Source organism: Chryseobacterium sp. C39-AII1, from assembly GCF_039672645.1.
In the GTDB taxonomy this organism is placed as follows: domain Bacteria; phylum Bacteroidota; class Bacteroidia; order Flavobacteriales; family Weeksellaceae; genus Chryseobacterium.
On the sequence record NZ_JBDFPQ010000030.1, the window covers coordinates 1 to 18,059 of the forward strand.

The window sequence follows — 18,059 nt, forward strand, 5'->3', positions numbered from 1 at the left end:
ATAGAATTCGGAGGCAATACAAAAGCAAGTTGGTTGTACTCATTATATACATAGTAGGTATCCACCTGCTCATTACCATTGAATTTTCTCATCAATATAAGCTGCCCTTTTGCATTTTTGAACTGTACTGTCTTGTTTCCATCTTCATCAGTCACTGTACTTTTAGACAGCCTTTCCGCAGGATAGGTTCCGGACTTGGTAAGTACACTTTTGGTAGCACCGTTTTCCCATGAAGTAGATACGGTGAATTTATCAACCTCTCCTGCTGCATTGGCCTCATAACCAAAATTTATCGGCTTGGAAGCCCACTGGGTTCCTACGTTAATCTGCTGCAATACTTTACTCAAAGGGGAACTTTCCAGCACGTTTTCAGAATAGATCTTTTCGGAACCATATACAGCAGGTGCATTGCTTAGTGGAGAGGTATATAAAAGTCCGTTTTGAGTTCCCGTCTGAGGAACCGGAAGATAATTTTTAACCTGTCTTCCCAAATGATCATATTCCACATGTCCTACAATATCTTTTCCTGTAGGAGATCCTTTAATGTCGATCACCTGAATCGGTTTTCCCCAGCTGTCAAAATATTGTACGCTTTCTGTTTTCCTGCTACAATCATCATTGAGACAGGTGGAGTTATAGATATAATTTTCAGTACCTGTAAGCTCTGTTTGTGCCGAAACGGTGGCCATAACCAGGATACTGAATATGCTTAGAAATTTTTTCATGATTGTTGTTTTTATGGCTTGTAGTTGTATTGATATTCTCTGGTTTTCTTCGGTACTTCCGTTCCGTTGTTATTAATATCTATTCGCTTGGAGGTTTTTAGTCTTCCTGCATCATCGTATTCATAAATCTCCCTCATGCCTGAAGGTGAAGTTACGCTGGTAAGGCCTACGATAGGATCATAGGTATACGTTGTGATCTGATAATTGGCCAATGCCGGATTGTTTCTAAAATTATCCAACGTCTGAATCAAAGCAGGTTCTACATTGCCTGAAGTATTCGTATTATCTGCGTCTGAACCCGTAACAATACCCTGAGTATAGGCAGATACCTGCGCATAGGTAGCGCCTTCTACTTTAGCAATGACCTGGGTATTGTTATATCCATAGATCAATGTTACCGGAAATCCTGTAATATCTGTATACTGAAGCAGATTTCCTTTATTATCATACAAATCCATCTTCATATTCTCTTTTGTACTTCCCTGGAGGTTCACAGATTCTACCGAGGTAGGCATCAAAGAAGGGGCTGCATATTTGGTAATCGCTTTAGAAAGGGTAATTCCGTTTTGTTTTTCTTCAACAATCACAGGGCTGCTCGTCATATAAGCTGCTTCAAGGTGACCATACTCTGAAAGGTTGACCGGATAGGTCATAAATCTTTCTACCACATCACCATCTACTGTTGTTTTGGTATACACCGGTTTAAACGCATTTCCTTCAATCTGAGTTTCAGACGAATTTTCAAGCTTTTTTCCGTCTTTATAAAATACAGTACTTTTGTTAAGAGTCTTCTTTACATAAGCAGGTTTAGAAGAGAAATTTCCGCCAGAGGCATTGACAGTATATTCGTCCGTGGAATAATAATCCAGTTCAAATTCACTTTCTTCACTGGATAAGAGGTTATTCTGCTCATCATAGACTTCTCTTTTAAAAGGAAGCCCCTGCTTGGTTATTCTGTAGTAAGGCCAAAAATAAATAGGCTCTAGCTGAGTTCCTCCGGTTTGATATTTAGGATAGTCGTTTGCTGTTTTGAATCTATTCTTAATATATCCTTTTCCTGTTTCTGAAACTTTTACGCTGTTATAAATGATATAAGAAGAGTTGCTGTACTTACCGGCATCTGCTTCATTATAAAATTCGTAACCACTGGTACTGTTTACCTTATCAAACGAATCATATTCATAATTAATGGTGCGCTCTGCATTGGTATCCGAACTATTTTTATAGAATTGGGTATTTTTTATTCTGTAACCTGTTGCGGGCATAGCATTTCTAAAAGGTCCCGGGCGAAGGGTGGCTCCTAGTATATTGATGGTTCCAGTACCATTTACTCCCCCTGTGGAAGTAAATTCTACCGTGTAATCACCTGGTTTACTTGAAAAAGTAAATTCCTGTAAGTAATTTCCTTTCACAACCACATTATTGATAAGAACCTCGCTGCCTCTTTTTAATTTCATGGTAAGACGCCTGGGTGGAGTGGCATTTACAAAATTAAGATCAGGAAGTCCGGGAAGATCAGGAAAATCATCATCATCATCTTTTGGAGGGTACTGAAGATTTATTTGAAGCTCTCCTCTAAAATATTGTTTTTTATTGTTATCCCCTGGAATTGTAAAGCTATAAGACATACTTTGAGAAGAGTTTACGTTAAACGAAGCAACATTACTGCTGATTTGAAAGTCAGGGTTATAAGTGTACTCTTCAACATATTGTAAATAATCCGGGTCATTATAATTAAAGAACTTTTCATTGGCTTCATAGGTATATTCAGTAACGCCTCCGGTAGGCGAGATAATTCTTTTCAGCATCTGGGTATCAGAATATACAAATGAGGTTTGTTCTACTTTCTGTCCGTTTTTATCATTCTTTCGAATATAATTCAGAAGCCTTTTCCTTTCAGAAGCTTTGAATGGTAAGCTTGCGATACTGTAATTAAGATCATAAGAGTAAACGGTTTTACCTGCAGGATTCTTCATGGTAATCTTTTCCAAGCTATAAGGATCATTTACTGTTTCCTTTAATGCATCATTATATACATAATCGAAGACAACCTTACCGTTAGGTGTAGTCACTGATTTAAGCTTGCAGTATTGTGATAGAAGAGTGTTTCCTGCCTTTTCTGTTTTCTTTTCATATTCCAACGTAGCAATCTCTATTCCTAAAGGATTGATCATTTTTGTCAGAAAATAAGCAGACCTAAACCTTAAAGGTATAACATAATCATAATTGGAACAATTATATCCTCCATAATCAAACTCATCGAAAATGTACTTATAGCCATTATCTGTAGTAATGGAAAAACTGAGTGCCTTAAAAGTTGCGGTATTGGTATTATCTCTTATATATTCTATTTTTGAATGATCCGGGGTAAGATTAATCAATGAAAATGTATTATTGATAACATCTCTTTTTATCCTAAACTTTCCTGAAGCACCGGGAAAATTATAATAATACACATCATCAAATTCATTATTGAAGTGACTTGGCCATGAAGGCATATCATAGCACTCATCTAGTCCATCAATAATTTTTTTATAGATAACGCCGGTACCAAAGAACGACCATCCGGCTCCTACATCACTGGCAGTTTCAGACTCTATTAAATTATTCAAATTATAGCTTAAACTTAAAGGATATCCGATACCCTTATCGGCTAATGGCACATTAAGTAATGGAATATTAATCTCAGGAAGACCACTCGCCAATGATACCGGAATATCAGAATATGTTGACATAGAGGACATAGAAGGTGAAGCAATAGGAGAAGTTACCATTCCTCCGTTTCCTATTCCCAATTGGGAATAATAATGATTGGCAGATAGTAAAAATACCGCCCACATTAATAGGTGTTTTTTCATAGTTATGTTTTTATTTCTTAATCAATTTAGCATTCGCTGTTTTATTCTCATCCGTTTTGATGGTCACTAGATAAGCTCCCTGAATCAAAGATTGTGTATTGATTTTGGTTACTTTATTTTTAGTTTTTAGACTTTGAAGTTGTCTTCCAGACATGTCATAAAGATTAATTTCAGCGTCTTTAAAATCAAACCCGATTTCCACATACGCATAATCTGACACAGGATTTGGATAAATTTTAATATTCTGTTTTTCAATCACCTGATCGATTTGTTTATCTCCCAGTTTTACAATTTTCCAGTTCTCTTTACCGAGTTCTTCTGCGCTCGTTCCAGCCAGAATAATCGAACCATCACGGTTCAGTTTTATATCCGAAAGTCTTTCTTCACGTTTTCTGGATTCACCTTTTACGTGCTTTCTCCACTGCTCGTTTCCATCCTGATTCAGGTACAGCATCCAAAAAGTCTCATCATCCGCCTCAATTCTGCCTTCTGCCTGAGTATAGCCGCCTAACAGAATCCCTTTAGACTTGTCATCCGAAGAATTAATGGTACTCATTCCCATGAGCACATCTCTGTTTTTGAAATTGTAAGATTTTTGCCAAATTTCTTCACCTCTCTCGTTCAACGAAATCAGCCAAATATCCGTTCCTTCTTCCAATCCCACGGTTTTATTGCCTGATCTTTCCGAACGAGATTCCCCACCAATTAAATACCCTGAAGATGTCAATGAAAGCGTTCTTAAATGATCGTCACCTTTTCCACCAAAATTCTTTTCCCATTCAACTTTTCCGTCTTTATTGAGTTTAACAATCCAATAATCGCCTTCACCGAAATTTTCAGTTTGTTTTGGGGTTGCAGATGATAGGTTGTTGGTTGCAGTTTTTCCGCTTCGCGAATACATCCCTAACAAAGCTCCGCCATCTTTCGTGGGAATCATTTTTTCAACTTCATCTAAACCTTTCCCGCCCAAAATTAATTGAGATAATTCCTTTCCGTTTTTGTCTAGTTTGATGATTAAAACATCTTTAGAACCGTATCCTTTTGCTGAATTCTGAACATTCGCAGCAACGATAAATCCAAGATCCGTCGTCTGAATAACCGCTCTGGATTCTTCATCCGAAGTCGAACCAATAGTTTTCTGCCATAATTCATCTCCGAATTCATTCAAGCGAATCAGCCAAATATCAGATCCGCCTTTAGAATCCTCTTTTTTGTCTAAACCTTTTGTGGAATAAGTGGTTCCAGAGATTAAAAATCCACCTTCTTGTGTGGCAACCGTTGCCGATAAAAAATCATGATTGTTGCCCGAAAAATATTTCTCCCAGACTTCCTCACCTTGTGGGTTGAGTTTTACCAAATGGAAATCGTAACCGTTGTTTGAGGTAGCAGATTGTAGTTGGGAGGTGGCAGCTTGAATACTACTTCCAGAAATCAAATATTGCTGATCGATGGTTGTCGTGACTTGGCTTAGAAAATCCTGTGTCGAGGATTTGATGTCTTTTTGCCAGACAACTTCCTGAGCTGAAACGCCCAAGACTGTGCACAAGAAAAATGCACCCGCGTAGATTTTTTTCATACTCGTGTTTATTTAAGTTTTATTGTTACTAATTATTTAAGGGTACAAAAATAATCTTTTTACTTCACAAGAAAAAGATTTATTGTAAAGAGTTAACACTGAATTAACACTTTAATGCAAAAGTAGTATCACTAAGCGACAGAACTTGACGTAAAATAAAAAGCCATTCAAAAATCATTGTATAGACTTTTGAATGGCTCATATATTTTTATTAGTTGATAATTTATTTCACATTCTTCTGCTGCTTTCTTTGCAGCCACTCTTCATGTTTCTTCTTAAAAAACTCATGCTTATAATCTTGGTTTCTGTGGGCAGCATCTATGGAATGCGAAGTATGAATATCAGCATCTTCTTTGGCAAAACTCGCCAGCTTTTCGTAATAACAATGAAGTTGGTCTAGTTCTTTTTCTGTTAATTCTTCAATATCAACGATTCTGTTACTCGCTTTTTCGTTGGCCGCAATCAATTCGTTGAGTTTGATTTGAATGGCTTTAGAATCCTTATTTTGAGATTTTTGAATAAGAAAAACCATCAAAAAAGTAATAATTGTCGTTCCCGTATTGATTACCAATTGCCAAGTCTCCGAGTAATTAAAAATAGGTCCAGAAACTGCCCAGGCAATCACAATTATTGTCGCGCCAATAAACGCATAGCTGCTTCCTGTAAATTTAGTTGCCCAATTAGAAAATTTTTCAAAGACACTCGTACTTGTGTTTGCCATTTTGTATTATTTTGTGAAAAATCAAGCAAAAACTCCGCCGAAGAAGCAGAGTTGAAGTGGAATTAGCTCTTTAATATTTCAATGCTTTATTGCGTTCAATCGGGTTATTAAACTTCTTCATCATTTGCTGAACTTTTTTATTCAGTTCATTGAATTGTTCTTTGTTAGTAACTTTTACATTCATTACAAATATTTCTTCACCCGCATTTTCTTTAAAACCATTTCTCATATCATGCAGCGGATCATTATAAATATCCATCTTTTTTTTCAACCTTACCGCATCTGATACTTCCAACGGTTTACTACCATAAAAAGTTTCTATAAACCCAAAAGTATCGTAGGTATTTTTTAAGTTTTTATTTTTAACTAAAGAAAAAAGATAATTTGATTTTGAATCTTCCAGAAAGAAAATCAGTCCGGCAAGACCGCGGAATTTATAAGGTCCTTCAGGAATAGTGATGTCTTTATTAAACCAAGCCGTCCATTCTCTTCCGCCAAATTTTGTCGTGGCTTTCTGTAAAGTATATTGCCCTAATTTTTGAGTTTCATTGGTTAGTTTCCAAGTCATTTTATCTTCTGTGAGAAAAGTGTACATATCAGAACCTATCAACTCATAATTTTGATTATTATATGAATCTTTTGAGCGTTTAACACTAATAAAAATCACCTCCAAATCGATGGTCATAATTTCCTTTAGCCTTATTGATGGAATCTGATATCAAATAATTATATTCATAAAATTTCACGTCCTTCGGATTCACATCCAACACAAAATGTACCTTATCGTATCTCGCTTCAGTAGAATCTCTTTTGAATTCCAATTCATACATAAATCTTTTTGTCTGTGCCTGTAAACAAAAACCAAAGAGTATGAATATGATGAAAATTTTTTGCATAGTTATTACTTCAAAACAAAGATACAGATTCATTTTTTTCAATTTAATGATTAAATAAATAATCAATCAAAAAAAAATATAATAAATCTCAATTTTTTGATTTAATTTTATCATAACTTTAATCATAAAAACAAATTTAAATGAAAACAATTACAAACAAGGAGTTTTATTTGGGTTTTGAAGATTTACCTAAGCCAAAATATCCTTTTCCTGATTATATTCACCCTCAATTTGAGCAGCAACGGCAGGAATACTACCAATGGATTGATACAGAATATGCTATTCAAAGTAAAGAAGCCCGTGAAAAACATAAAAAGCATCATCTTACAGATATTGCTGCACGAGGGTGTCCGTTCTTAAAAAGTATTGAGGAACTAAGACCATTATCTAACTATACTGCTAACGGCGCAATGATGGATGATTATTTTGACAAATGCTCACGTAGGGAAATGTATGATATTACGCAACGTATTATTTCTATTCTTAATGGGGAACTTCGGGATGAGCCTGAGGAAAATGGTATTTTTCATTTATATTGGGTGCTTCGCCAAGATGCACTAAAAATTAATATTCCGAAAAATATTTATGACCGATTCGTGAGATCTATTCGCTATGTCTTTGAAGGATATTCTGAGGAAAAAATTTATTACAGAAGCAACACCGTGCCTCCCTTAGCAGTTTACTTACTCATTCGCGAGGCAACTAGCGGTGTTTTACCCTATTGTGACTATGCTGCTTTGCAAAAAGATTACCGAGAAATTCCGGATTATATTTTTGAACATCCTCACCTAAAACGAATTTATACCCTTTGTGGACTGATGATCGGAATACATAATGATATCATATCTTTGCCAAAAGAACTCCATCGTGAAGAAGACACTATGAATCTTGTAAAAGTTATTCAGAATGAGAAGAATATTCCAATGAAGGATGCTTATATGGAAGCTATTAAATTACATGATGAATATTTACATGAATTTTTAATTCTTCAAAAACATCTTCCTCCTTTTGAAGGTTTCCATGATTTGGTAGCCAATTATGTAAAAGATCTGGGTATCATGATCTCCGGAGTTTATGCATGGCATACCAACGACACATCAAGGTATGTAAATGGAGGCTTTGTGGAGGGAGAATACGTAAGTAATATAAATCAATAATAAAAACAAAGAGTCGAAATCTTATGGTTTCGATTCTTTGCTTTATTTTATCATCAAGGCAAATCATTTACCTTTACATATACTTTCCGACCATTCAGCGGACGAGTTGTTCTGAAGTTTGGCTCGGTATAAACAGATTTATAAGTTGAAAACTCTGCATCCGAAACCTGCTGCTTATCTTTAAATACAAACCAAGTTACTGGTCCCCCGTCTGTAGCTGAAGAATTAGCTCCAAAATTCGGAGTGGTTAATGAGCCGCTATATGTGTAATATTCTTTGATATTTGATGGAAACAAAGTAGATAAATCAAGCGTTGTATTGGGAGAATTAATCGCGTTTGGTGTCGTTGGTGACTGATTGAATAAATCCTGAAGTCCCGGATTGCCGTTTCCTGAATCTACCAAAACACCTAAAACCGCATAAGAATTATCTAGCGATCGATTTACAAAATGAATTTCCATCTTACTGTAAGCTCCGTTAATGGTATGCTCACTGCTGTAATGAAAATGGAAATTAACCAGATTATATTGCTTTCCGCCGACTGTAATATAATTGTTGAAACTGTCTGCCCCCGCAACATTTACTCTTAGGTTTTCACCTTCATTATTGGCGACTGAATTTAAAGTGATTGCTCCATAGTGAATATTCGGGTCATTGCTTTTAAATGGAATCAGGTTTGAAGTAATAATGTCGATTGGAGTTTGAGATTCTGCAACCGCAGAAGAGAAATCTGAAGTGACGATGGGCGTACTGATGAGATCTGATGGATAAGAAGCCAAGATGTGGTTTTCATCATCTTCTTTACTACAAGCCATTAAAAACAATTGAGCAGAGATAAGAACAATGCCTACTTTCCCTACTCTAGCCGCTGAATTTTTCAGCACTAAAAAGATTTTTTTTCTGTTATCATTTGCGTTAAACTATTAAGTATATATTTTTTTAACAACACAAATGTAAATACAGTTTTGAAGAAAACGGATTAAATAAATTTAAATTTAATTGTATTTTAATGAACTATAAAAAGGTTAAAAATCAATTCAATACATCTTGAAAAATGATTTTAAATTTAAAAATTAAATAAAAATATCAATTATCATTAATACTAATTATTGATTTGAAAATAATCATTTCAAACAAAAATAAAAATCCGCTCCTCGAAAGGAACGGATTTTATTATAATCATTGCAAAGTATGCAATTATCACACTTTAATTTCTACGTCAACTCCTGAAGGAAGTTCTAATTTCATTAGAGCATCAACAGTTTTAGAAGAAGAAGAGTAGATATCCATTAGTCTCTTGTGAGCTGATAATTGGAACTGCTCTCTTGCTTTCTTGTTTACGTGAGGAGATCTCAAAACTGTGAAGATTCTCTTGTTCGTTGGCAATGGAATTGGACCGTTTACAACAGCACCAGTAGCCTTTACCGTTTTTACGATTTTCTCAGCAGACTTGTCTACCAAGTTGTAATCGTAAGATTTTAGTTTTATTCTGATTCTTTGTGACATTTCTTGTACTTTAAAAAATTAACCTTTTGCTTTAGCGATAATATCTTCAGCAACGTTTTGAGGAGTAGCTTGGTACTTCTCTAATTCCATAGAAGAAGTAGCTCTTCCTGATGAAAGTGTTCTTAGAGTTGTAACATATCCAAACATTTCAGAAAGTGGAACTGAACCTTTAATTACAACAGCACCGTTCTTTTCTTCCTGACCACTGATCGTACCTCTTCTCTTGTTAAGGTCACCAATGATGTTACCCATATATTCTTCCGGAGTTACAACTTCCAGTTTCATAATAGGCTCCATAATTACCGGCTTAGCAGCACGTCCCGCTTCTTTGAATCCTAATTTTGCAGCCATTTCGAAAGAAAGAGCATCAGAATCCACTGCGTGGAAAGATCCATCTTTAAGAGTAACTTTAATACCTTCAACTTCGAAACCAGCCAAAGGACCGTTCTTCATTGCAGCTTTAAATCCTTTTTCAATTGCAGGAACAAATTCTCTAGGAACGTTACCACCTTTGATCTCATTGATGAATTCTAAACCAACTTTACCTTCGTCTGCAGGTCCTAGTTCAAATACAATATCAGCAAATTTACCTTTACCACCAGATTGTTTTTTGTAAACCTCTCTGTGTTGAGCAACTTTTGTTAAGTTTTCTTTGTATTCTACCTGAGGTTGTCCTTGGTTTACTTCAACCTTGAACTCTCTTTTCATACGGTCTACAATGATATCTAAGTGAAGCTCACCCATACCAGAGATGATCGTTTGTCCAGAAGCCTCGTCAGTTCTTACAGTAAACGTAGGATCTTCTTCAGCCAATTTAGCTAGAGCGTTACCCATTTTATCTTGGTCAGCTTTAGTTTTAGGCTCAACAGCGATACCAATTACGGGATCAGGGAAAACCATAGATTCAAGAATGATCGGGTTTTTCTCATCACACATCGTATCACCAGTTTTGATAGATTTGAAACCTACAGCAGCACCAATATCTCCAGCTTCAATATATTCTACTGGGTTTTGCTTGTTAGCGTGCATCTGATAGATTCTAGAGATTCTTTCTTTATCTCCTGAACGAGTGTTCAAGATATAAGAACCTGCATCTAGTCTTCCAGAGTATGCTCTGAAGAATGCTAGTCTTCCCACGAATGGGTCAGTAGCGATCTTAAATGCTAATGCAGAGAAAGGCTCATCTACAGATGGTTTTCTTGTGATTTCAGCGTCAGTTCTTGGGTCAGTACCTTTGATATCATCTTTATCCAATGGAGAAGGCAAGTATTTACATACTGCATCCAACATAAACTGTACTCCTTTGTTCTTGAATGAAGAACCACAAGTCATTGGGATAATAGATAAATCGATAGTAGCTTTTCTAAGAGCTTCGTTGATTTCGTCTTCAGAGATTGAATCTGGATCTTCGAAGAATTTCTCCATCAAAGTCTCATCGTAGTCAGCCACAGCTTCTACTAATTTCTCTCTATATTCTAGAACTTCATCCTTCATGTCTTCCGGAATTGGAACTACTTCGAAAGTAGCACCTTGTCCAGCTTCATCCCAGATGATCGCTCTGTTTTTAATTAAGTCTACAACACCTTTGAAATCTTCTTCAGCACCGATTGGTAAAACGATTGGAACTGCGTTTGATCCTAACATGTCTTTAACCTGGTTTACCACGTTAAGGAAGTCAGCACCTTGTCTGTCCATTTTGTTTACGAATCCCATTCTAGCAACTTTGTAGTTGTCAGCAAGTCTCCAGTTTGTTTCAGACTGAGGCTCTACACCATCTACTGCAGAGAATAAGAATACCAATCCATCTAATACTCTAAGAGATCTGTTTACTTCTACTGTGAAGTCAACGTGTCCCGGTGTATCGATGATGTTGAAGTGGTAAGGTTTAGTTTCTGGCAAAGCTTTTCCCTGATCTGTTGGAAAGTTCCAAGAACAAGTAGTTGCAGCAGAAGTAATAGTAATACCTCTTTCTGCTTCCTGCTCCATCCAGTCCATTGTAGAAGCACCATCGTGAACTTCTCCAATTTTGTGGTTTACACCTGTATAGAATAAAATTCTTTCTGTAGTGGTAGTTTTACCTGCATCGATGTGAGCAGCAATACCAATATTTCTTGTAAATTTAAGATCTCTACCCATTTCAGATTAGAATTTAAAGTGTGAAAACGCTTTGTTAGCTTCCGCCATTTTGTGAGTATCTGTTTTCTTTTTGAAAGCAGCACCTTCTTCTCTAGAAGCAGCTACTACTTCATTAGCTAATTTCAAAGCCATAGACTTATCATTTCTCTTTTTAGAGTAGCTAATTAACCATTTCATTGCCATAGAAATTTTTCTATCCGCTCTGATTGGCATAGGAATCTGGAAGTTAGCTCCACCTACTCTTCTAGAACGTACTTCTACGTGAGGCATAACGTTTGTTAATGCATCTTTCCAGATTTCAAGGGCTGTTTTCTCAGTTTCTCCTTTTTTAGTTTCTACGATATCTAATGCATCATAGAAAATTTTGAATGCGATAGACTTCTTACCGTCTAGCATTAAGTTGTTTACGAATCTCGTTACCAATTGATCATTAAATTTTGGATCTGGTAACAACGGTCTTTTTTTCGCTTTCGTCTTTCTCATTGCTTCTGTACCTTATTTAATGATTATTTTTTCTTTCCTTTTGCAGGCGCTGCAGCAGCTTGTCCTGGTTTAGGTCTCTTAGCACCGTACTTAGATCTTCTCTGAGTTCTTCCATTTACACCTGCAGTGTCTAATGCACCTCTTACGATGTGGTAACGTACTCCCGGTAGGTCTTTCACCCTTCCGCCTCTAACCAATACTATCGAGTGCTCTTGAAGATTATGTCCTTCGCCCGGGATATAGGCGTTAACTTCTTTACCGTTAGAAAGTCTTACCCTTGCTACTTTTCTAAGTGCAGAGTTAGGTTTCTTAGGTGTAGTAGTATATACTCTCGTACATACACCACGTCTTTGTGGACAAGAATCAAGGGCAGCCGATTTGCTCTTCTTGGCAAGCGTGGCTCTTCCTTTTCTTACTAATTGTTGAATAGTAGGCATTTAATTGCTTTTTATTTTAGGGTGCAAAAATAGTAATAATTTTTTAATCTACAAGTAGTTGAGTATAAATAATCTTATTTATTAAAATTCAATTAACAATAATATAATACGGTAAGGCTCAGTATCATTCAAAAATCTGAACCTTTACATTTTTATTCCAGTGGAATGTTTTGATGTTATTTTGAAGAGATTCTTTCATTTTAGAATCAATACAGAAAATAGTAACGCGTGTTTGAGAAACAATGTCATTATTAGCAACAGATAAAACAGCTACTTTTTGCCAATCTTTAGGAACAAAGCCACGAAGCCACTCTTCATATACAATCGCTATCTTGAAATTGTTCTTTTTTGAAAAATCACCAATATACTTTCCGTAGTCTTCATCAGAATTTTTTACTTTTTCGTTGAATTTAATCATTTCCTGAGAACCTAAACCGGCAATATCAAACAAATGAATATTCGTAAAATAGGAAATCGCCCCAATATCATTCGCAACAATTTTAGAATCATTATAATAGGTATGAAGAAATTTGGCAGACTGAACCTGCTGTTCATAAATATTTTTAGGCCCATAAACTAAAATTCTATTGGCGAATCCCATTTTTGAAATCAGTAATACAATGTTGGCAAACAATAAAATATTCAGAATAAGATTTTTTTTAAGTTCAAATTTAAAATAGATAAAATACTCTCTAAGCCTAGGAATAATAAGCATGGCAAAAGCTACAATAAGATAAGCTTCGTATCTTAGAATACTTTTCAAATCTGCAAAAACACTATGAAGCAGCATCGTAATCGCCCAAACGAACAGGAAAAAATTCTTTTTATAAAAATCTTGTAAAGAAGTTCGTTTTTTATAATCGCTAAAGATCACAAAACAAAGCAAAAGCAGCGGCAATAAACATCTTTTATAAAAACTTCTGTTGAAAAGTGCTGTTAACAAAATGTCTTTTATCTGATAAAAAAAGTCTTCTCCAAAATCGACGTGTGCACCTTTTACAACCACAGAATTCGGAAAAAAATGTCCAGTATGAAGATTATTAAAATATCCGAAAATTAAAATCGGAACAAAACCGAATACTAAAATCAAGATTGATTCTTTAAATTTCTTCAGAAAAGCCAGGAAAAAAGCTAAAGAAACGAAGTAAAACATCATTTCAAACCTTACCAAACCTAGCAATAGAATCGTTCCATAAAAATAAAAGAGTGAATTTGTATTTTTAAAATCACTTGAAATCCAATTGGTAAAAAAGTAAATATTAATGACAACCAATAGAATTTGTAAAATATGCTCCATTCCGGAGAACATTTGCAAATGTAAAACAGAAGCAAATACAGTAGCTAATACAGAGATACTTATAAATCTGACTTTATCTGAAAATCGGGAATAATATTTCGTTAAAAAGTAAATCACACCCATCATCAATAAAATATTAATGAAAATCGGTATGAGAGCTGAATTTCCAAATAATTTAATGCAAATACTGATCAAATAAGTGAATATCGGTGATGATGAAGTGGAAGAAAATGCATATTGAGTCATTCCCCACACATGATGTAAAGCAAAATTCTTTGCAATTGCTAAATGAATGTAAGCATCATCTAAAACATAAGTGAAATTACCATCTGTTTTAGAAATCGCCACAAAAAAATACAACAGGCAAATTCCGAAGAAAATAAAAATAGAAACCAGAAAACTTTTCATCATTTATTAAAATTTAATATTATAATTAATCTAAAATAAGCCAAGAAGTGTACAAAACTTTACTTTTATCCCTTACCGTATCATATTTCACCCATTTTATCTGAGGATAAAAAGTTCCAGCAAGCGATTGTTTTATTTCACCTTTTTGGTTATTTGTATGTTCGTAATTGAAAGATTTATTAATAATCGGAATATGATATTTCGTAACATTCTTTATCTCCTTCTGATCATTATAGATATATACTTTATCCTTAAACTTTTCCATTTGAGGCTGAATCTGATGCTTATTCTTCAAATAATTAGACGGACTTTTTAAACTATACGCCACCAAAAACACAAAAAAGAAACATCCTATACGCCAAATCCATTTATCTGATTTTTGATTTTGAAAATAAAGAATCAGAAATGAAAAGAATAGACAAACATTCGCAGCAGCCTGCAACCTCACTCCCATTTCTTCAATTTGCTGAAAGTATCCTGAAAGAAGAAGTGACACACCATAAACAGCTGCCGTTATCCATAACAATTGATGAAAATAATATAACTGTGTTTCTTTTGCTTTTCGGTAATAAGTAAGTAAATATCTGAACAATAAAATATCAATCACAAAAACAAAAAACTGAAAAGCCATACTCGCAAGACTGTTGGATGCAGGCTTTATTCCTATATAAGGATCTACGGCGTTGGCTAAACCAAAAATATCTCTCACCGTATATATATAGGATATCCAGATTGGTTTTCCTCTTAAATTTTCTCCTGTAAAGGTGCCTAAATTCAGAAAGTTAAACAGCAAATATCCTCCGACTCCTATTCCTGAGAGAATTACAAAAAATAAGTAAGGTTTAAAATATTCTTTATTTTTAATTTTATTAAAAACAAAAACACCAAAAACCAACGCTGACAAATAAATATAAACACCAGAATACCTTACGGTAAATAAACAAGTGAGCGCAATTGATGCAAAAACCGCATTTCTCACCATATTTTTTTTCATGAAAACCTGATGCAAAAAGTAAATCATAAAATACAGAAAGAAAATAAAAGTACCCTCAGAAAGCGTTCCTGCGAATACAAAAAAGAATGTTTTACCCATAAAGAGTAAAACCGTTTCCCTAAAATAATATTTTTTAAAATAGGAAAATAATAAAATCGTTGATGTTAAAAGTAAGTTTAAAATCTTTGACGACCAGAAATAATCCTTCGTAAAAAAATGACCGATTTCCAGTAACAAAGGATAACCTAAAGGAAAAAGATTGGTTTTTATTTTAGGCAAATCAGATGCAATTCCGAAATAAGACAAGCTGTCGGCTCCTATTCCGCCAGTTGGAAGAAAAAAAGTGTGAACAAAATAGGTAATTACTATTATGATAGCCGCAATCTTATATTTCATCATAGTATTTAGTCTTTTAAACCGCAATATTAAGCAAACTTATTCAAATTAATTTAAAAAATCCTGCCATAGTTATCATCTATTGGTTAGGGGAAAGTTCGGCATGATATTTCCTTCAAATAAGGCATAATTAAATAATAGACTTATGAAAAACGCAAGCATTATCGGGCTAAAAGAAGCCGATTGTAAAAACATTGCAGAAAAACTGAACATTTTATTGGCCAACTATTCTGTTTTCTATCAAAACACGAGAGGCTCTCATTGGAATATCAAAGGTGAACAATTTTTCACTTTACACCCTAAATTTGAAGAGCTTTACAACAGTTTAGTGTTAAAAATTGATGAAATTGCTGAAAGAATTTTGACATTGGGAGCAACTCCAGCACATAATTATTCAGATTATCTAAAAGTGGCAACTATTCAGGAGAGTAAAGAAGTAAGCGACGGAAATAAAAGCGTAGAAATTATTTTAAATTCTTTCAAAGTCGTGATTGATCTTCAGAGAGAACTTTTAGACATTACCGATGCTGCCGGAGACGAAGGTACAAACTCCCAAATGAGCGACTATATCACCGAGCAGGAAAAAGAAGTTTGGATGTACAACTCTTATCTTGGAAAATAACTATAAAAAATTTATCAGAAAATATTAAAAAAATCACCTTACATTTAGGTGATTTTATTTTTAATTATTAAATTTGCGTATAAATTACACAATTATGCACGACGTACGATTAAACTCCATCTTAGACAATGATTTCTATAAAATCACAATGCAGAATGCGGTGGTGAAATTATTTCCGAGCTCTATAGTAAAATATGAATTCATCAACAGAGGAAAACATCAGTTTCCGGAAGGTTTTGATTCGGCTTTAAGAGAAGCTGTTAATAAAATGGCCGAACTGAAGCTTACCAAGGATGAAAAAAAATTCATGGCAAGAACCTGTCCTTATATCGATCTTCCTTACCTTGATTTTCTGGAAGGTTATCATTATGACCCGTCTGAAGTAAAAATTCATCAAGAGGGAACTGAACTTTCCGTAACAGTGGAAGGACTTTGGTACCGAACTATTCTTTGGGAAGTTCCGTTGTTAGCATTAATCAGCGAGCTTCATTATGAAATGAAACATATGGAAAGAGATTCTAATGAAGTAGTAATGAACAAGACACTGGAAAAAGCAGAATCGTTAACAAAGTTAGGGGTAAATTTCGCAGAATTCGGAACCAGAAGAAGACATTCTTACAAAGTTCAGAACTTGGTAATGGAAGCTTTAACTCAAAATAAAAAGAATACATTTATCGGAAGTTCCAACGTGCATTTTGCGATGAAATATGGTGTAAAACCCATTGGAACTCACGCTCACGAATGGTTTATGTTTCATGCCGCGGAATATGGTTTCAAAATGGCAAACGAACTGGCGCTGGAACATTGGGTAGATGTTTACAGAGGTGACTTGGGTGTTGCGCTTTCAGACACATATACAACCGATGTTTTCTTCCGTCAGTTTGATAAAAAATTTGCTAAACTTTTCGATGGCGTTCGTCACGACAGCGGAGATCCTTTGGAATTTGCTGATAAAACAATTGCCCATTATGAAAAACACGGCATCAATCCTTTGTTTAAATATATTATTTTCTCGGATGCTTTAAATCTTGAAAAAGTAGAAGAAATTACGAATTATTGTAAAGGAAAAATCGGCGTTTCTTTCGGAATCGGAACTAATTTAACCAATGACGTAGGTTTAAAACCAATGAATATTGTGATGAAATTAATTGGCGTTCAGGCTCCAAACAAAGAATGGATTCCAACCGTAAAATTATCCGATGAACACGGAAAATATACCGGAGATCCTAAAATGATTGAACTTGCTAAAGAATTTTTAGCAATAAAAGATTAAGATAAATTTAAACACATCTATCATGAAAAAGACAACTTCCCTCCTTGCTTTCGTTTTGTTGATTTCATTTTTATCAATTCCATTAAAAGGGCAAAATAAAAAGACTGAATTTAATCAGGAATTAGCCACAAAACTAGGCGCAGACAAATACGGCATGAAAGCGTACACCATCGTAATGCTGACCACCGGAGCCACAAAAATTGAAGAAAAAACCAAAATGAGCGAACTCATGAAAGGTCATTTGGGAAATATCGGAAAATTGGCAGATGAAGGGAAAATAATTGTCGCGGGACCTTTTCTGGAAAAAAATAAAGAAAATTATCGCGGTATGTTTATTTTCAATACCAAATCTAAAGAAGAAGCGGAACAATGGGTAAAAACCGATCCTGCAGTACAAGCCGGGGTTTTCAGTTATGAAATTTTTCCGTGGTATGGTTCGGCGGCTTTACCTCTGTATTTGGAGCATCATAAAGAGATTTCACAGGAAAATCCTTAAACTCAAATTGATTTGAAGCCTTTTCCTGCTTTCGCTACTCGCTTTTTCGGGTTTCGGCTCGGCGGCTTCGCCGCCGAG

At 35.0% G+C, this 18,059-nt stretch carries 17 protein-coding genes; 4 read left to right on the top strand and 13 right to left on the bottom strand.

Features of this window, described 5'->3' with window-relative positions; translation table 11 throughout:
• The 6 genes from ABEG63_RS21200 to ABEG63_RS21225 all read right to left on the bottom strand — a co-directional run.
• Positions 1-725 (bottom strand): DUF6443 domain-containing protein (locus tag ABEG63_RS21200; RefSeq protein WP_346587431.1); only part of this gene is annotated, 725 nt, incomplete at its 3' end.
• 11 nt (positions 726-736) lie between these two features.
• A complete protein-coding gene (locus ABEG63_RS21205) occupies positions 737-3,583 on the bottom strand; it encodes a hypothetical protein (RefSeq protein WP_346587432.1) in 2,847 nt (948 codons plus the stop codon).
• 10 nt (positions 3,584-3,593) lie between these two features.
• Positions 3,594-5,159, bottom strand: coding sequence for a T9SS type A sorting domain-containing protein (locus tag ABEG63_RS21210; protein WP_346587434.1), 1,566 nt, complete (start codon positions 5,157-5,159; stop codon positions 3,594-3,596).
• A 223-nt stretch (positions 5,160-5,382) separates the two neighbouring features.
• A complete protein-coding gene (locus tag ABEG63_RS21215) occupies positions 5,383-5,880 on the bottom strand; it encodes a low affinity iron permease family protein (RefSeq protein ID WP_346587435.1) in 498 nt (165 codons plus the stop codon).
• A 70-nt stretch (positions 5,881-5,950) separates the two neighbouring features.
• Complete coding sequence (locus tag ABEG63_RS21220) at positions 5,951-6,565, bottom strand: GLPGLI family protein (RefSeq protein WP_346587436.1); 615 nt, start codon at positions 6,563-6,565, stop codon at positions 5,951-5,953.
• Positions 6,534-6,776 (bottom strand): hypothetical protein, encoded by a 243-nt coding sequence (locus tag ABEG63_RS21225; protein ID WP_346587438.1) that lies wholly within the window; start codon positions 6,774-6,776, stop codon positions 6,534-6,536. The genes ABEG63_RS21220 and ABEG63_RS21225 overlap by 32 nt, the downstream gene beginning before the upstream one ends.
• A gap of 140 nt (positions 6,777-6,916) precedes the next feature.
• Between ABEG63_RS21225 and ABEG63_RS21230 the strand changes: the two genes are divergently transcribed.
• On the top strand, positions 6,917-7,933 hold the full coding sequence (locus tag ABEG63_RS21230; protein WP_312399852.1) for a terpene synthase: 1,017 nt from the start codon (positions 6,917-6,919) through the stop codon (positions 7,931-7,933).
• A gap of 53 nt (positions 7,934-7,986) precedes the next feature.
• Here the strand turns inward: ABEG63_RS21230 and ABEG63_RS21235 are convergent, their stop codons facing one another.
• From ABEG63_RS21235 to ABEG63_RS21265, 7 genes are all read right to left on the bottom strand, one after another.
• A complete protein-coding gene (locus tag ABEG63_RS21235) occupies positions 7,987-8,817 on the bottom strand; it encodes a carbonic anhydrase family protein (RefSeq protein ID WP_346587440.1) in 831 nt (276 codons plus the stop codon).
• A 316-nt stretch (positions 8,818-9,133) separates the two neighbouring features.
• Positions 9,134-9,439 (bottom strand): 30S ribosomal protein S10, encoded by a 306-nt coding sequence (gene rpsJ, locus ABEG63_RS21240; RefSeq protein WP_002661363.1) that lies wholly within the window; start codon positions 9,437-9,439, stop codon positions 9,134-9,136.
• An 18-nt stretch (positions 9,440-9,457) separates the two neighbouring features.
• Positions 9,458-11,575: an elongation factor G gene (fusA, locus tag ABEG63_RS21245; RefSeq protein ID WP_267405490.1), complete on the bottom strand. Its 2,118-nt coding sequence runs from the start codon at positions 11,573-11,575 to the stop codon at positions 9,458-9,460.
• A 6-nt stretch (positions 11,576-11,581) separates the two neighbouring features.
• A complete protein-coding gene (rpsG, locus tag ABEG63_RS21250) occupies positions 11,582-12,058 on the bottom strand; it encodes a 30S ribosomal protein S7 (protein ID WP_027371737.1) in 477 nt (158 codons plus the stop codon).
• Between the two features lie 23 nt (positions 12,059-12,081).
• Positions 12,082-12,495: a 30S ribosomal protein S12 gene (gene rpsL / locus ABEG63_RS21255; protein ID WP_002983146.1), complete on the bottom strand. Its 414-nt coding sequence runs from the start codon at positions 12,493-12,495 to the stop codon at positions 12,082-12,084.
• Between the two features lie 124 nt (positions 12,496-12,619).
• A complete protein-coding gene (locus tag ABEG63_RS21260; RefSeq protein WP_346587441.1) occupies positions 12,620-14,203 on the bottom strand; it encodes a hypothetical protein in 1,584 nt (527 codons plus the stop codon).
• Between the two features lie 22 nt (positions 14,204-14,225).
• Positions 14,226-15,593 (bottom strand): hypothetical protein, encoded by a 1,368-nt coding sequence (locus ABEG63_RS21265; RefSeq protein ID WP_346587443.1) that lies wholly within the window; start codon positions 15,591-15,593, stop codon positions 14,226-14,228.
• Between the two features lie 142 nt (positions 15,594-15,735).
• Between ABEG63_RS21265 and ABEG63_RS21270 the strand changes: the two genes are divergently transcribed.
• The 3 genes from ABEG63_RS21270 (at position 15,736) to ABEG63_RS21280 (ending at position 17,981) form a co-directional block, all read left to right on the top strand.
• On the top strand, positions 15,736-16,212 hold the full coding sequence (locus ABEG63_RS21270) for a Dps family protein (protein WP_267405493.1): 477 nt from the start codon (positions 15,736-15,738) through the stop codon (positions 16,210-16,212).
• Positions 16,213-16,306: 94 nt separating this feature from the next.
• Positions 16,307-17,485, top strand: coding sequence for a nicotinate phosphoribosyltransferase (pncB, locus tag ABEG63_RS21275; protein WP_267405494.1), 1,179 nt, complete (start codon positions 16,307-16,309; stop codon positions 17,483-17,485).
• A gap of 22 nt (positions 17,486-17,507) precedes the next feature.
• Entirely contained in the window at positions 17,508-17,981 is a 474-nt protein-coding gene (locus tag ABEG63_RS21280; RefSeq protein WP_346587445.1) for a YciI family protein, read from the top strand.
• Positions 17,982-18,059: the final 78 nt, after the last annotated feature.

Coding starts and splice junctions, on each gene's coding strand:
- ABEG63_RS21205 (WP_346587432.1), bottom strand. CDS start 3,583: ATGAAAAAACACCTATTAATGTGGGCGGTATTTTTACTATCTGCCAAT.
- ABEG63_RS21210 (WP_346587434.1), bottom strand. CDS start 5,159: ATGAAAAAAATCTACGCGGGTGCATTTTTCTTGTGCACAGTCTTGGGC.
- ABEG63_RS21215 (WP_346587435.1), bottom strand. CDS start 5,880: ATGGCAAACACAAGTACGAGTGTCTTTGAAAAATTTTCTAATTGGGCA.
- ABEG63_RS21220 (WP_346587436.1), bottom strand. CDS start 6,565: ATGACCATCGATTTGGAGGTGATTTTTATTAGTGTTAAACGCTCAAAA.
- ABEG63_RS21225 (WP_346587438.1), bottom strand. CDS start 6,776: ATGCAAAAAATTTTCATCATATTCATACTCTTTGGTTTTTGTTTACAG.
- ABEG63_RS21230 (WP_312399852.1), top strand. CDS start 6,917: ATGAAAACAATTACAAACAAGGAGTTTTATTTGGGTTTTGAAGATTTA.
- rpsJ (WP_002661363.1), bottom strand. CDS start 9,439: ATGTCACAAAGAATCAGAATAAAACTAAAATCTTACGATTACAACTTG.
- fusA (WP_267405490.1), bottom strand. CDS start 11,575: ATGGGTAGAGATCTTAAATTTACAAGAAATATTGGTATTGCTGCTCAC.
- rpsG (WP_027371737.1), bottom strand. CDS start 12,058: ATGAGAAAGACGAAAGCGAAAAAAAGACCGTTGTTACCAGATCCAAAA.
- rpsL (WP_002983146.1), bottom strand. CDS start 12,495: ATGCCTACTATTCAACAATTAGTAAGAAAAGGAAGAGCCACGCTTGCC.
- ABEG63_RS21260 (WP_346587441.1), bottom strand. CDS start 14,203: ATGATGAAAAGTTTTCTGGTTTCTATTTTTATTTTCTTCGGAATTTGC.
- ABEG63_RS21265 (WP_346587443.1), bottom strand. CDS start 15,593: ATGATGAAATATAAGATTGCGGCTATCATAATAGTAATTACCTATTTT.
- ABEG63_RS21270 (WP_267405493.1), top strand. CDS start 15,736: ATGAAAAACGCAAGCATTATCGGGCTAAAAGAAGCCGATTGTAAAAAC.
- pncB (WP_267405494.1), top strand. CDS start 16,307: ATGCACGACGTACGATTAAACTCCATCTTAGACAATGATTTCTATAAA.
- ABEG63_RS21280 (WP_346587445.1), top strand. CDS start 17,508: ATGAAAAAGACAACTTCCCTCCTTGCTTTCGTTTTGTTGATTTCATTT.